The sequence below is a fragment of the Staphylococcus arlettae genome (assembly GCF_025560845.1).
Taxonomy (GTDB): Bacteria; Bacillota; Bacilli; order Staphylococcales; family Staphylococcaceae; genus Staphylococcus; species Staphylococcus arlettae.
On sequence record NZ_CP094803.1, the window covers coordinates 2,196,197 to 2,210,752 of the forward strand.

The following is a 14,556-nucleotide window of genomic DNA, read 5'->3' on the forward strand; positions in this document are numbered from 1 at the left end:
AAAGACCAGCTAACACTGATTTAGTTAGCTGGTCTTTTTCTGTCTTAATATGGATTTAAGTCTACACCATTGGGATTACTATCTTCGCTATTCACTTCAGTTTCAACCCCTGATGCGCTCGTATTTCTACTTAGAAATGACAATACCGATTTCATATTTTGTTTAGATTCTGGTAAATCTAAATGGAATTGATATTGATGTCTCAACTTATGGCTACCATCATAAAACAGTTTATCAACAGGAATGTCTTCCTGTTTTAATTTTTTATAGAATTCAATGTTTTGACTGTAAAATGGATCTGCATCACCTACAGATAAAAAAGTCGGTGGATAATCTTCAGTTAATTGGTTAATTGTAGACATTTGAGATAAGTTCTTAAATTGTTGCTCCCACTTACGCTCGCCTGTGTAACTTTCCATAAATAACTGTATCCTTGGGAATTCAGTAGCTTTGACTGTCTTCATATCATAAAAACCACCAAAAAATATAGCTGCTTTTAACTGGTCTGCCTCAAACTGTTGTTTAAATTTCATTTCATCACGTAAACTTTCATTAGTTTGTATTGCTGTATATTGACTAGACATTTGTGCCCCAGCTGAGTCACCACCAAATATGACTTGATCAAAATCGATTGGCAATTCATGTTTATTTCTTTTTATAAATTGAATAGCTTGATCAATTTGATGAAGTTGATTTGGATATTTGTAGTCTGGTGCCAATGCATAATTAATATTAACAACAATATATCCTTGTTCAGCTATTTTTGATAATAAAGGATTTTTATACTGCTTATCACCTGCAATAAAGCCACCACCGTGCATCCAAAATACGATTGGTAATTTATTATCATGATCTAAATCTGTCGGTGTGAGTATATCAAGCCTACTATTAGGCCATCCTTTACTATACGTAATATTAGTAAACGCATTTACATTTTTATTATTAATTTGTACCTTTTCTTTAACTTCTTGTGAATGTTGCTGTTCGAAATGTTTTTTCAACAGCAGGCCAATTACACAGGCCACTATTATAATTACAAGTGTAGTTAAAATCACCCATTTGTGTTTATTTTTCATGTTTGACCTTCCCTTTCGGGTGAATTGTATCACATTTAGTATTTTAGATGTAGTAAAATCAACAATGATTTACAGCCTGCTTTTCACTTCAGTTAACTGTTTTTTGTACTAATAAGCCTGTGCTAAACGCACACTTTATATGCTTTTTACGCAATATATTTTTTGTTTTGTTTTTTACGTATAACGTATTTAATTAACACAGATATTACAACAATTAATCCAATAGCTCCCATAAGTGGATATAAGAAATTAATTAAACCAGCAAAGCCAACAAAGCTTAATCCATATGCTACGAGTACCATAACGATAATGAAAATATGGTATTTTTTACTGTATGGTTCTGTAAAACGTGCAGCAAATGAATACATCAAACCTAAAATAGTATTATACATAACGGCTAACATAATGACAGATAATACAATACCTATCAACGGATGAATTTCACTTGCCAATGTTAATGTAGGAATTGATGCATCTTTAATCATAGGGTACTCTGACTGCAATGCAAAGTTAATCAATGCTAACAGTACAGTGTATACAATACCACCAAATAATGCTCCTCTACCTGAGACACTTCGTTTAGATGCATCTCCGCCAATCGCAACAATTGTACTAAAACCAACTGCAAACGCTAAGCCACCATAATTAATACCATAGAGAATACCTTTCCACAGACTAGCATTTGGTACTGTTTCATTCACTTTATTTAACGGAATGGAACCATTAAATAAATAGAATATCGCGATAATAACTACTAAAATAATTAAAAATGGCGTTACGAAACCAAGTGCACGTACAATCTTGTTAAAGTCCATTAATAAAGTCACATAAATTGCAATGATCATGATTAATGCACCTAACCACGTTGGTATCCCATAGCTTTCTTCAAATGTTGATCCTGCACCTGCAATCATTGTTACAGAAATACCAAACAAGAAAAATATAAGTACATAATCAATAAATTTGTTTAGTCCCTTGCCAAATAAATACTCTAACGTAGATTCATGATTTTGAGCGTCAAATGCAGTACCTATCTTGGCAACTTGGCGCCCAATAAATCCTAATATTAATCCTGATAAAATAACACCTATGTAGGACCATAATCCAAATCCCGTGAAGAATTGCATTACCTCTTGTCCTGTTGAAAATCCAGCGCCTACGACTATACCTACGTAGGCAAATCCTATTTTAATGGCTTCTTTGTTAAGCCCCATTAAAAAAATACCTCCTTAAATGTCATATAGTGATATATTATAACGCACTATATTTTTTTTGCAACGCACACAATATTACTTCCCTAAAGTTTTAAACACTAACATTTAATATTGGACGGCTTTAATACACCTGCTATAAATCGCTACAAACGTTACTGTAATCTGCCTTATCAGACATTTAAATTTGTAATACTCGAAGACACATTGCACAATTACTTTACTAACAAAATAAAAATATACGCATGTACCTACTGAAATCGATACGTGCGTATATTTTTATCATCACTATAATATTACTTATTGATCTGCCACTCTCGAACGATTTAGTTCATTAAAATCAACAACAACGTTATCCATTCTTTTCGCTGTTTCTTTTAAGACATTACGCGCTACACTATTATTGGGATCAAGCTTTAAAATTTTTCTTGAGATATCGAATGCTTCTTTATCAGATATGACTGGTTCAGGTACTGCATGTAATAACAACATTTGTAATAAACTCTTTACTTCTTTACCGTCGGAAAGATTTATGGATGATTCTGCATGATAATACGCTGAATCTAATGCACCTTCTAGGTCACTCAAGGGGTAAACTAAAAGTAAAAACGCTAAATCGTGCATTTCTGGTGTTTCTTCATGTTTCATCATATCTAAAATACAAGTATAAAACATGATACTTTCAACCTCATGAGCACTTGAAATATACGCTTCTTCAAACTCCATAAAATCTGTCTCGGACATTAATCTTCTAACTGACTCGAATTGGCCGCTTAAGACATGTTTCTTTATTAAATCTTGCATGGCAATGTCCTCCTATACCCAGATTCTTTTTACAATTGATTTTTATTTTATCATATTCCGCGTACATATTCATTTAAGAAACTACTTTTTTAACAATTTTAATTTCACAAGTTATATTAAAGACTTTTTCTACTAGCAATAGACAAAAATCTTTAACTGAAATGATTTTTTACTTCTTCAATTGTGTCTTCCAACGTGCCTCCAACAGATAATTTGACTGCAGCCGTAAAACTTCCTTCAACAATCGGGGCATCTACTTTTATCATCTGGTTCTTGCCATTATACATTTCAATAGCCATATCTAAATTCATTTCAGCTGAACCAATGTCATAAAAACATATCGCATCATCGTTTAAGCCATTTAAAAGTTGGTGAATATCATCAAAAGATGTCCCTATTTCACCATTAATACCACCTTGAGCTACTACATTAACACCTGAGGCCATTTGACTTAATAGATCTTTAGTCCCTTTTGCAATCTTTTCACTATGACTCACAAGAATAATTGATGTCATATTATTCATCTCCAATCAATGCATTTAAAACATATACACTACTTTGAGCGCCCGGATCCACATGTCCTTTAGAAGCCTCTTTAAAGTATGCTGCTCGCCCTTTGGTAGCAATCATTTCTTTAGTATCGTCAGCAAAAGCTTGTAGTTTTTCAAATGTTATGGACTCACCATTGGCCACTGCCAGTCTGGCACGTTCAATTACGTCAAACATTGTTTTCTCATTGAGTTCTACTTTACCTCTTTGTGCTATTGCATCTGAGAATGCTTGTAGAACCTCGCTTAAATTATCCGGAGTAATTTCATCACCTGCTACCTGTGCCATTTTGACAAAACTAAAACCATATAAAGGCCCAGAAGCTCCTCCGATATGAGACATTAGCGTCATACCTGTCGATTTCAAGATAGTGGAAACTGATGAATCATCTAAATTATCAGGTAATGCTCGAAAACCACGAAGCATATTTACACCATGATCTCCATCGCCAATTGCTCTATCTAATTGTGTTAAGCTTTCTTCTTGAGTTTCAAATGTATCAACTAATGCTAATAAATTCATTTTTAACGTTTCAGCATTCATTGGGTTGCCTCCTTAATTAAAGTAACGACTTGCTGTTGTTTGCGTTAACGCGGTTAAAACTGTTTCTGAATATGGTGCCAATGTAATTGAAAAACCTTGCATATCAAGTGACGTCATATAATCTCCAACAAGCCAATGTTTCACAGCTAGATTTTTGGCTTCACAGTATTCAGCGACATATTTTATGACAATGTTTAATTCAGAAATAGGTGTACCACCCATACCATTGACCATGACGATGACATCATCCGTCTCTATTTCAGTTAACAACGGTTGTAATAAATGGCTTACTATAGTATCAACTGGTTGAACAGGCTCTTTAGACAAACCTTTTTCACCATGAATACCAATACCAAGTTCTATTTCATCTGCATCAATATCAAATCCATATTGACCTGTAGTTGGTACCATAGGTGGTGTTAGCGCCATGCCTATACTTTTAACACTATCTACAAAGGTCTGTACTCGAGATTGTAACGAGTGTAAATCGGTGCCTTGTTCAGCTAAATATCCTGCATATTTATGTGCCAATACAGTACCAGCTACACCTCTGCGTTGTGACGGTTCCTCAACAGCTACATCATCTTTAACTATAACAGTGGCAACCTCAATGTCTTCCATCGCAGCCATATCTTGTGCCATTTCAAAGTTCATAACATCACCAGCATAATTTTTAACAATCAACAATACTCCTTGACCAGTGTCGACTGCTTTTATTGCACTTAATATTTTATCTGGTGTCGGTGAAGTAAATATCTCTCCACATACTGCAGCATCTAACATACCGTCTGCAACGTAACCTGCATGTGCTGGTTCATGTCCACTACCACCGCCTGAAACAATAGCAACTCCTTCAGTTTTTTTATTTTTTCTTACTACGACCGTATCTGCAATAATATCTATATCATCATTTGCTATCTTCATGCCAGCAAGCATATCAGCTAAGTAGTCAGTTTTCTCTTTGATTAGCTTTTTCATTTAAAGCTCCCCCTTTAGATTAAACACTATTTACACTTAGTATACCCTACATTTTTCAGCAAACGCTAATAATTAAAATTAAAAAAAGACTAAACGTATATAATTTTGAAATCTTATAAAACTAGATTTCTATCACATACACTTAGTCTTTTTATTTTAAACCATTTTAGATTTGTACATTAAATATAAGAAGTATGGTGCTCCAATAATAGCTACGACGATACCAGCTGGTATGCCAGAAGGTTGTAAGATAACCTGACCAATAGTATCAGAAACAAGTAATAAAAATGCACCGATAACAATTGAGATTGGTAAAAATATTTGATGCCTTGGACCAACGATAGATTTAGCAATGTGTGGTCCCATTAAACCAATAAAACCAATTGCGCCTGCCACTGCTACTGCTGCAGAGGACAGCACGACCGCTAACATAAGTAATATGAAGCGTTCCTTATCTACTCTAACACCCACACCTTGTGCTATATGTTGACTGGTATTTAATAAATTTAACGCGTTCGATTTTAGCAGTAATATAGGTATGATAATGACTAACCACGGTACAAAAGCTAGCACAAAGGACCATTCATCTCCCCATATATTACCAGCAAACCAAGAAGCCATAAATTCAGATTGATCTTTATCAAATTTAGACATTAACGTCAATGAACCACCACTAAGAGCTGTAGCTAGACCAACACCTACTAACACCATACTAGCTGGCGTTATCCCTTCTCCTTTGTTGTAGCTGAAGCTAAATATAATAAGTGCTGTTAAAATACCACCAATCATACTAATAATCGGCAATACATAAATAAAGTTATCAGCATTGACTTGGCCAACAACAATAAACAGTGCAATAACAAAACCACTACCTGCATTAATCCCTAAAATACCAGGCTCCGCAAGTGGATTACGTGTCACACTTTGAATGATCGCACCACTCATCGCCAAAGCAGCACCAGCTAAAATAGTAATGATCATTCTAGGCAAACGAAATTCTAGTAATATTAATGTATCTGTATAAGCACCTTGTCCAAATAATGTTGTAAAAAATGTTCCGAATGACATTTTATATTCACCAGAAGTCATACTCCATGCACAAGTTATTATTAATAATACAGTGAATACTATTAAAGTAATCCATTGTCTATATTTTAACTTTGGATCAATCATGTAAAGCGACCTCCCTTTTTAACTAAATATAAAAAGTAAGGTACACCAATAAACGATATAATTGCTCCTACAGGTGCTTCACCCATCATACGTGCTAATGTATCAGCAACTAACACAAGTAAACCACCTAACACTGCAGTTAAAGGAATAACACGTGCATAATCTGTGCCGACTAAAAACCTTACTATATGTGGCACCATTAAACCGACAAAGGCTATTTGACCAACCATAGCAACTGCAACGCCTGCTAATACCATGGCTAATATTAAAGTAATACCTCGTATAAAAGCCACATTTTGGCCTAGCCCTCGTGCTAAAGTTTCACCTAAATTTAATATAGTCAACTGTTTACTTATCGTAATTAAAATGAGTAACGCGATAACAATGACAGGGATGGCCCAAATTAATTGATGCCACGTTGTACCTGACACACCACCGGCACTCCAAAATGTTAAATCTTGATTCAACCTAAAAAACAGTGCGACACCTTGGCTCAATGCTGTTAAAAACGCACTAACTGCTGCACCCGCTAAAATAATACGCATAGGATTAAAACCATCACTACGCGAACGTCCAATCATCAATACGATAAAACCGCCAAGAATAGCACCTACAAAGCCGGCAACCATGAGCATTAAAAAAGGTGCTTTAGGATACAATGCAAATGTCAGCGCCAAAGTAAATGATGCGCCTGCATTTAATCCGATTAAACTTGGATCGGCTAATCCGTTTTTCGTAACCCCTTGCACTACTGCTCCCGATGTTGCCAAAGCAGCACCAACTAAAATAGCGCCTATATCGCGCGGGATACGGATTTCACTAATAATGTTATGTTGTTGATTCGTTACATCATAGCTAAATATAGCTTCAAATATCGTTGTCACATTAACTTTCGCTTCTCCCAGCAAGATAGATACAAAGAGTGCGACAACTAACAATACGATAGCTATAGCCATCGTAATTGCAAAATTATAAACTTTCTTTTTTTGTGTTGTCATCGTTATGCTCCTATACCTGGGAATAGCTACGTTTACATAAATCATATGTGACTAACATAGGCTTACCTGTTCGTGGATCTCTACTTATCTCAACATCAATATTAAACACCTTTTCTAGAATATCTTTAGTCAATACTTCCTCGGTGTCACCATTAGCAATGATATCGCCATCTTTCATCGTTATTAAATAGTCAGAAAAACGCACTGCTTGGTTAATGTCATGTAATACCATGACGATAGTACATCCTTGTTCTTGATTTAACTGGGTAATTAATTCTAAAATTTCTAATTGATGTGATATGTCCAAATATGTTGTTGGTTCATCTAAGAAAATAATATCTGTACGTTGTGCAAGCGCCATAGCTATCCACACACGTTGTCTTTGACCACCACTTAAGTCGTTAATAGCACGGTATTGAAAGTCAGCAGTGCCTGTTACTTTCATGGCCCAATCGATTTCTTTTTTATCTTCTGCAGATAATCGGCCAAAACCTTTTTGATGTGGAAAACGACCATAAGAAACAAGTTCTCCAACTGTTAAACCATCAGCTACTTCAGGAGACTGTGGCAATATCGCAATTTTCTTAGCCAATTCTTTAGTAGCTTGTTTGTGTATACTTTCTCCATCTAACACAATTTCCCCATTTGAAATCGTTAATAACCGTGATAATGCTTTTAACAATGTAGATTTACCGCAACCATTCGGTCCAATAATAGAAGTAATTCGACCATCTGGTACTGTAATATCTAAATTGTTGACTATAACATTATCTCCATAACTAATCGTAATTTGATTCCCATTTAAACGTGTCATACTTACCCTTCTTCCTGATTAATAAGCATCTATCTTAACCTATAATTGATTGTCTTAATTTCTATATATAAGTTATCTGTTATTGTCATTTATTGCGTTAATTGCTACATCCCGTAAATGATAATCATTATCACGGGTGTTATTATACCATTTTTTACTGAAATTGACTATAAAATCACAATAAAATTCTATGCTTAATATCTGTAAGTCTACCAATTATAAACACTAGAAAAAGCGAAAATATGAAACCAAACGTCCACATTTGATTTCGTATTTTCGCTTCAAAACTTACTTTTTGATTCTACTGGCAAAAGTTAGGACGTAATCAACGGTCACTAACTTTAGTGCTCATCTATCAAGAAACCATTACCATAAACGTCACGCACATCATGAACGACTAAAAATGCGTCTTCATCTGTTTGTTTAATTAAGCGCTTGGCTTTAGTCACTTGTGTTTTTGTTATTACAACGTACAGAATATCCTTATCTTCTTTAGTAAAGTAACCACGACCATTTAAAATTGTTAAGCCTCGACCGACTTTTTCATCTATGACTTTAGCTACTTCATCTGGCTTTTGTGAAATAATAGTCATTGCCTTTTTCGTATTTAAACCTTCGATAACGAATTCCATAACTTTAGTGCCGATGTATAATGATATAACCGTGACTAATGCACTAGGTAACGGAATAACAGTTAATGAAATAAGCACAACTATTAAGTCGAAAAACAACAGTGCATATGGTGTACTAACATCTAGATACTTATTAGCTATTCTTGCAAGTATAGTCGTACCTGCAGTCGTTCCACCTGCTAAAACAATGACACCAATACCTAGACCTACACACGTTCCACCAAAAATCGCATTAACTAAAATATTATTAGAATCTACTTGCCAACTTTCAGTCAATCCTAAAAATACAGAAATTAACACTGTCGCCAAAATAGTTAACAGCATACTACGTCTACTTAAAAACTTATACCCCACAGCAATAAGTAACGCGTTTAAAACAAAGTTCGTAAGCCCTGGAGAAATATGGTATGCATAGTAAAGTACAATGGCAAGTCCTGTAACGCCACCTTCACCTAAATCAGCTGTAATAATAAATGTATTGACACCCGCAGAAAAAATAAATGATCCTATAATCACCAATATAATATCACGTAGTGTTTTATTCACGCCCACCAACCTCCTATTCAATTTTCAATCACTTGAATAGTAGCAAAATAATGCCAACATCACAACACTCTACCTCATTTAACTGGAATACAAATTAATTTGAGATACATAATTTTAAAAATTCTGAATTTTCGGTTTACTTATATTTATTCCTTTGCTATAATGTTATTTATCTTCTTATTGAAGAACAATAAGAAGCCATCTCCTTTGTGTTGTTTATAGTAACAAACAAAAACAAATTTTTGCTCGAAGTATGTTATAAGTACCTAGTCCTTGCTTATATCATACATTTAATTCATTTCCCGTAAAAGCCAAGTACACCGCGTACTTGGCTTTTATAATGCAAAAAAACAGAACAGCTAAACGCTGCTCTGTTTAAATTTAAGTATTAAAGTGTTTATGCAGTTATTAAAATTGACTATCACACCAACTTTTATCTTACCAAGCAAACAAGCCGACAAATCCTGCTGTCATTAACGATACTAAAATACCGGCTAATAACATCATTGGTACATATTTAGAGACAAAGTCAGAAGTCTTCGTATCAACTATTCCTTTTAATGTACCTACAATCATACCGATTGTAGAGAAGTTTGCAAATGAAATTAAGAATGTTGTAAGCACTGCACGTCTGTGCGGTGAATATGAATCCAATACATCTTTAATTTCTCCCATAACAACAAATTCATTGGTCACAATTTTTTTAGCCATTTGTTGCGCAACAATCCATGCTTCTCCCCACGGTAAACCAAGTAATAATGCAAAAGGATACATAAATACACCTAAAATTTGATCTAAACCAAAACTACCTTTTAAACCGATCCAAGTTGCAATAATACCTGTTGCAGCATTAATTAGACGGTCGATTAAATCTGATAAAGCAACAAAACTAATGACAAATGCAATAATAATTAAAATCAATTTCCCTGCATTTAAGACAGAGTCTCCTAAGAAAGAAAAGAAAGGTTGTTTTTCTATCTCACTATTTTGAATACTATATATAATATCCTCTTTATCTTCGAGAGTAACTGGATTAAGAATTGCAGAAATTATAATCGCATTAATGATATTCAATGGTATAGCAGTTAACACTAAATCACCAGGTACCATCGACACGTATGCACCTACGATAGCCCCAGATACTGAACTCATAGACATCATTGCGATAGTTAGTACACGTGTTTCATTCATACGCTTTAATTGTTCACTAGAAACTGCTAACGCTTCAGTGTTTCCTAAAAACATCATTTCAATACCAAAGAATGACTCGAACTTTGGTTGTCTCGTAATTTTAGCTAACACCCAACCAATCATTCCAATTAACTTAGGTAAAATATTTAAATACATCAGAATATCAAATAATGGTACAACTAATAAAATTGGGAATAAGGCACTAACTGCCATATCCATTGCACCAGGTTCGACCCAACTTGCAAAAGCAAATCCTGTACCTGCATGTGCAGAATTAATCATCCAGGCAATTCCGTTTGCTAATCCTTGTACTACTGCTTTCCCCCATGGGAAATAAATAAAGAACCATGCTAATACAATATTAAGGATTACTAAAATACCGATAGAAGTCCACTGTATGTCTTTGCGATTTCTTGAAAATAATACTGCAATCGCTAAGAAAACAATTAAACCTAAAATATTAATTAGTAAAAACATTTTACACCCACCATTCCAATATATATGAACTCAAGCAAACTCAAATTAAAAAACCATCTTACTTTATAATTATTGACTTGTCCCTAAAAAGTTAATAATGATTAATCACTAAAATATAAATAGTGTATTCGTTTTCATTTATTGTATTTCTGTGTTTTTCAATTTTCTACCTTGCTAGTTAATTCTAACTTATTATAGCATGTAAGGATTTTTGATAAAATAACTTTTTTAATGTTCGAGTATATGCTATTTATTTCTTTTGGCATTTACAAAATGTCTGTGTTTTATTCAGTTAAGTTTTGAGTAGCAACAAACTGCTGATATTTCTCATGTGTTTGCATTAATTCTTGATGCGTCCCACTTCCTGTGATAACACCTTGATCTAAAAAGATAATTTGGTCTGCTTTACGAATCGTTGACAAACGGTGAGCAATCACTATCGTAGTCCGCTTCTCCATTAATTCTTCTAATGCGGTTTGGATTTTCCGCTCGCTTTCACTATCTAAATTTGCAGTAGCTTCATCTAACAATAAGATGTCCGGGTTTTTTACAAAGCTACGTGCAATATCAATACGTTGACGTTGACCGCCGGATAATTTAATACCGCGTTCACCCACTAACGTATCATAACCTTGCTCAAGATTTTGAATAAAATCATGACAATTAGCTATCTTAGCATACGCTTCCAATTCTTCATCAGAAACAGCATGATTAATACCATAGAGTATATTGTCCCGTATCGTACCGCTCATCATGGCATTCGTTTGCATAACATAACCTATTTTATGTCGCCAAGTAGCTAAAGGGATATTATATATAGATTGATCACCGTATGTAATCATGCCTTGCTCAATATCATACATACGTTCGATAATATTAAAAATTGTACTTTTTCCTGATCCTGATGGCCCTACAAAAGCTGTGACTTTACCTGCTAAAATTTCAAAATTCACCGCTTGCAATACAGTTGTCGTATCATATTTAAAAGTTACATCTTTGAATATTAAAGATGGATGTTGGGATTCTTCAACTACTTCAGGCAAAGTAAAATCTTCTATAGGTTCTTGCATAATCTCATATATACGCTGACTCGCTCCCACAGCTTTTTTATAATCAGTTACTAATGTAGATAAATTGACTAACGGACTTGATAACTGCACTACATAGAAAATCATAGCAATTAATGTTCCTGCAGTAATGGCACCGCTTGTAACCCTTAATGCGCCGAAACCTAAAATCACTGTAATCGTTAACAGCATGACCAGTCCAGATATTGGTTGGATAATTGCTGTGATTTTTGCTTGCTTTAACCCTAAATCATAAATGCGTTGTAAATTATTGTCTGCTTTTTCTAATTCTAAACGCTCTGTATTTGCTACCTTAACTAAACGCATTTCGGTTAACACTCGTCCAAGCAAACCGCTAAAATCGGCAATTTCGGCTTGTGTCTTTTTGGATATACGTTGCATTATTTTCCCAAGTGGAATCATAATCCCAATAAATATCGGTATCGTTATAAAGGTTACTAACGTTATTTGCCAATCCATTACAAAAAGCATAATAAAAGAACCTAAAACAGTTAATACTGATGGCAACAACTCTGGTAGTTTTTGTGAAATAAAAGCATTGATTACTTTCGTATCATCAGTTAACCTACTCATTAACTGACCACTTTCATTTTTGTCAAAAAATGGCATTGTTAAATGCGTAATATGTTGCCATAACATTGAACGTATGGCGTAAATAATTTTTTCTCCAATTTTACTTAATAAATATAAGCCCAAGCCGCTCAGTAAAGTGTTCATAATAAAAATCCCTAAAAAGATAGCGATAAAATTCCAGTTAATACTTTCTAGGGTAAATTTGTCGACTAATTTACCTGTTACTAAAGGAACAAGTAATCCTGTTAAACTACCTAAAGAAGATATACACACCGCAATGGCAATTAGTTTTTTTGGCCAAGTTAATTTTTTGAATAAATAAAATAACGGGTTCGTTTGATTCATTACATTTACCTCTATTTTTGACTTATGTGGTTACATCGCCAAGCAACGAAAACTTTATGTAACTCTATGCTTTATTGCTTGCTTTTTTAATTCACAAAATTATTGTTGTGACGGTTTATATATATTCATTTATTAATTCAACCCAATATGCTAAAATATTTCTATTATCAAAAAGAGAATATATTAAGAAGGTTTGTTTTTATGAAAAAGTTAATTTCCATTATGGTAACTGTTATGTTTATTGTTTCAATTATAACACCTTTTGCTAATGCTGAGACAGCTACACCTACAAGCATTGCAAATCAATACGGTTATAACGTATCTGATAAATATCAACCTGAGGGTGCAGCAAACATTGCACAAACAGGCCAAATTCTATATGACTATAATATCGACAAAAAGTGGTACCCTGCATCCATGTCTAAACTTATGACCATGTATTTAACATTGGAAGCAGTGAAAAAGGGAGATTTATCTTTAGACGATAAAGTTAAAATTACAGAAGACCACTATCGTATGTCTACTTTACCAAAATTAAGTAATACTAAACTCTACCCTGGCGAAACATATACCATTAAAGAATTATTGCAAATAACAGTTTCTGCTTCTAGTAATGCGGCAGCACTAATATTAGCAAATGAAGTATCTAAAAACACTTCAGAATTCACTGACTTAATGAATAAAAAAGCTAAATCAATAGGTATGAAAGATACGCACTTTGTTAATCCTACAGGTGCTGACAATGCCCTACTAGAAGATTTTGCACCTAAAAAGTACACTGATGAAGATAATTCAGTGTCTTCAACACGAGATTTCGAAATTTTATCGCAACGTTCAATTCAAGATACACCTAAAATTTTATATTTCACTAAGCAAACTGCGCCAACACAACATGGTGTTACATACTATACCTTCAACCATTCACTTGAAGGTGGCGACATGAGCTTAGAAGGTACTGATGGTTTAAAAACTGGATCAAGTGACCTAGCAAATTATAACCATACTATCACGACAAAACGTGATGGATTCCGTATTGTACAAACAATCATGGGTGCCGGAAACTATGATAACTTCGGTGGTGAAAAACAACGTAACATGATGGGTAATGCTATGATGAATATGTCTTTCGATCAGTATAAATACACTAAAATTTTAGGCAAAGGCGAACACAAAATTAATGGTAAAACTTATTACTTAGAAGATGATTTATATGATGTATTGCCAAAAGATTTTACAAAAGAAGATTATAAATATGTCATCGAAGATAAAAAATTACACATTGAATACGATCGCTCATTTATTTCCGATAAATACGGTCCACCTTCTGTAAAAGTGAAAAAACCATTATTACACGAAACTACTACTATGGTTAAATCCACTTGGGATGATCATCCTATTTTAACGTTATTAGGTATAGTCTTAATTATTACCGCATTAGCAATCGTCATTTATTTACTTATTGATTTAATACGTCGTAAATCTAACAATAAAAAATAGTTCAACATACGCATTGAGTCTAGGATTATCAATCCAAAACTCAATGCGTTTTTTTGAGTTA

The 14,556-nt window shown here is 34.0% G+C and carries 13 protein-coding genes; 1 reads left to right on the plus strand and 12 read right to left on the minus strand.

Translation table 11 applies throughout. The features are described from left to right. Positions 1-44: 44 nt before the first annotated feature. The 12 genes from MUA37_RS10765 to MUA37_RS10820 form a co-directional block, all read right to left on the minus strand. The gene (locus tag MUA37_RS10765; protein WP_002508956.1) at positions 45-1,076 is read right to left on the minus strand and encodes an alpha/beta hydrolase; all 1,032 of its coding nucleotides are present in this window, start codon (positions 1,074-1,076) and stop codon (positions 45-47) included. Positions 1,077-1,222: 146 nt separating this feature from the next. Then, the gene (locus MUA37_RS10770; protein ID WP_002508957.1) at positions 1,223-2,290 is read right to left on the minus strand and encodes a YkvI family membrane protein; all 1,068 of its coding nucleotides are present in this window, start codon (positions 2,288-2,290) and stop codon (positions 1,223-1,225) included. 297 nt (positions 2,291-2,587) lie between these two features. Beyond that, positions 2,588-3,091 carry a hypothetical protein gene (locus MUA37_RS10775; protein WP_021459169.1) on the minus strand — a complete coding sequence of 168 codons (504 nt, stop codon included), beginning with the start codon at positions 3,089-3,091 and terminating at the stop codon, positions 2,588-2,590. Between the two features lie 152 nt (positions 3,092-3,243). Next, complete coding sequence (dhaM, locus tag MUA37_RS10780; RefSeq protein WP_002508959.1) at positions 3,244-3,606, minus strand: dihydroxyacetone kinase phosphoryl donor subunit DhaM; 363 nt, start codon at positions 3,604-3,606, stop codon at positions 3,244-3,246. A 1-nt stretch (position 3,607) separates the two neighbouring features. Then, positions 3,608-4,183 carry a dihydroxyacetone kinase subunit DhaL gene (gene dhaL / locus MUA37_RS10785; RefSeq protein ID WP_002508960.1) on the minus strand — a complete coding sequence of 192 codons (576 nt, stop codon included), beginning with the start codon at positions 4,181-4,183 and terminating at the stop codon, positions 3,608-3,610. Between the two features lie 12 nt (positions 4,184-4,195). Beyond that, positions 4,196-5,161, minus strand: coding sequence for a dihydroxyacetone kinase subunit DhaK (dhaK, locus tag MUA37_RS10790; RefSeq protein WP_002508961.1), 966 nt, complete (start codon positions 5,159-5,161; stop codon positions 4,196-4,198). Between the two features lie 156 nt (positions 5,162-5,317). After that, entirely contained in the window at positions 5,318-6,334 is a 1,017-nt protein-coding gene (locus tag MUA37_RS10795) for a FecCD family ABC transporter permease (protein WP_262624584.1), read from the minus strand. Further along, entirely contained in the window at positions 6,331-7,290 is a 960-nt protein-coding gene (locus MUA37_RS10800) for a FecCD family ABC transporter permease (protein WP_369946178.1), read from the minus strand. Before MUA37_RS10800 ends, MUA37_RS10795 begins: the two co-directional genes overlap by 4 nt. Positions 7,291-7,342: 52 nt before the next feature. Further along, complete coding sequence (locus tag MUA37_RS10805; protein ID WP_002508963.1) at positions 7,343-8,146, minus strand: ABC transporter ATP-binding protein; 804 nt, start codon at positions 8,144-8,146, stop codon at positions 7,343-7,345. A 341-nt stretch (positions 8,147-8,487) separates the two neighbouring features. Next, a complete protein-coding gene (locus MUA37_RS10810; protein ID WP_002508964.1) occupies positions 8,488-9,324 on the minus strand; it encodes a YitT family protein in 837 nt (278 codons plus the stop codon). A 438-nt stretch (positions 9,325-9,762) separates the two neighbouring features. After that, positions 9,763-10,992, minus strand: a complete 1,230-nt coding sequence (locus MUA37_RS10815) for a NupC/NupG family nucleoside CNT transporter (protein WP_262624585.1) — start codon at positions 10,990-10,992, stop codon at positions 9,763-9,765. A 284-nt stretch (positions 10,993-11,276) separates the two neighbouring features. Further along, positions 11,277-12,998: an ABC transporter ATP-binding protein gene (locus MUA37_RS10820; RefSeq protein ID WP_204171631.1), complete on the minus strand. Its 1,722-nt coding sequence runs from the start codon at positions 12,996-12,998 to the stop codon at positions 11,277-11,279. A gap of 201 nt (positions 12,999-13,199) precedes the next feature. On the opposite strand from MUA37_RS10820, the gene pbp4 reads away from it, so the two are divergent. Beyond that, positions 13,200-14,495 carry a penicillin-binding protein PBP4 gene (gene pbp4, locus MUA37_RS10825; RefSeq protein ID WP_142019826.1) on the plus strand — a complete coding sequence of 432 codons (1,296 nt, stop codon included), beginning with the start codon at positions 13,200-13,202 and terminating at the stop codon, positions 14,493-14,495. The last annotated feature ends 61 nt before the right edge of the window (positions 14,496-14,556 follow it).

What these genes read in the sequence shown, in the direction of transcription:
- MUA37_RS10765 (WP_002508956.1), bottom strand. Translation starts at nt 1,076, where the DNA reads ATGAAAAATAAACACAAATGGGTGATTTTAACTACACTTGTAATTATA.
- MUA37_RS10770 (WP_002508957.1), bottom strand. Translation starts at nt 2,290, where the DNA reads ATGGGGCTTAACAAAGAAGCCATTAAAATAGGATTTGCCTACGTAGGT.
- MUA37_RS10775 (WP_021459169.1), bottom strand. Translation starts at nt 3,091, where the DNA reads ATGCAAGATTTAATAAAGAAACATGTCTTAAGCGGCCAATTCGAGTCA.
- dhaM (WP_002508959.1), bottom strand. Translation starts at nt 3,606, where the DNA reads ATGACATCAATTATTCTTGTGAGTCATAGTGAAAAGATTGCAAAAGGG.
- dhaL (WP_002508960.1), bottom strand. Translation starts at nt 4,183, where the DNA reads ATGAATGCTGAAACGTTAAAAATGAATTTATTAGCATTAGTTGATACA.
- dhaK (WP_002508961.1), bottom strand. Translation starts at nt 5,161, where the DNA reads ATGAAAAAGCTAATCAAAGAGAAAACTGACTACTTAGCTGATATGCTT.
- MUA37_RS10795 (WP_262624584.1), bottom strand. Translation starts at nt 6,334, where the DNA reads ATGATTGATCCAAAGTTAAAATATAGACAATGGATTACTTTAATAGTA.
- MUA37_RS10800 (WP_369946178.1), bottom strand. Translation starts at nt 7,290, where the DNA reads ATGGCTATAGCTATCGTATTGTTAGTTGTCGCACTCTTTGTATCTATC.
- MUA37_RS10805 (WP_002508963.1), bottom strand. Translation starts at nt 8,146, where the DNA reads ATGACACGTTTAAATGGGAATCAAATTACGATTAGTTATGGAGATAAT.
- MUA37_RS10815 (WP_262624585.1), bottom strand. Translation starts at nt 10,992, where the DNA reads ATGTTTTTACTAATTAATATTTTAGGTTTAATTGTTTTCTTAGCGATT.
- MUA37_RS10820 (WP_204171631.1), bottom strand. Translation starts at nt 12,998, where the DNA reads ATGAATCAAACGAACCCGTTATTTTATTTATTCAAAAAATTAACTTGG.
- pbp4 (WP_142019826.1), top strand. Translation starts at nt 13,200, where the DNA reads ATGAAAAAGTTAATTTCCATTATGGTAACTGTTATGTTTATTGTTTCA.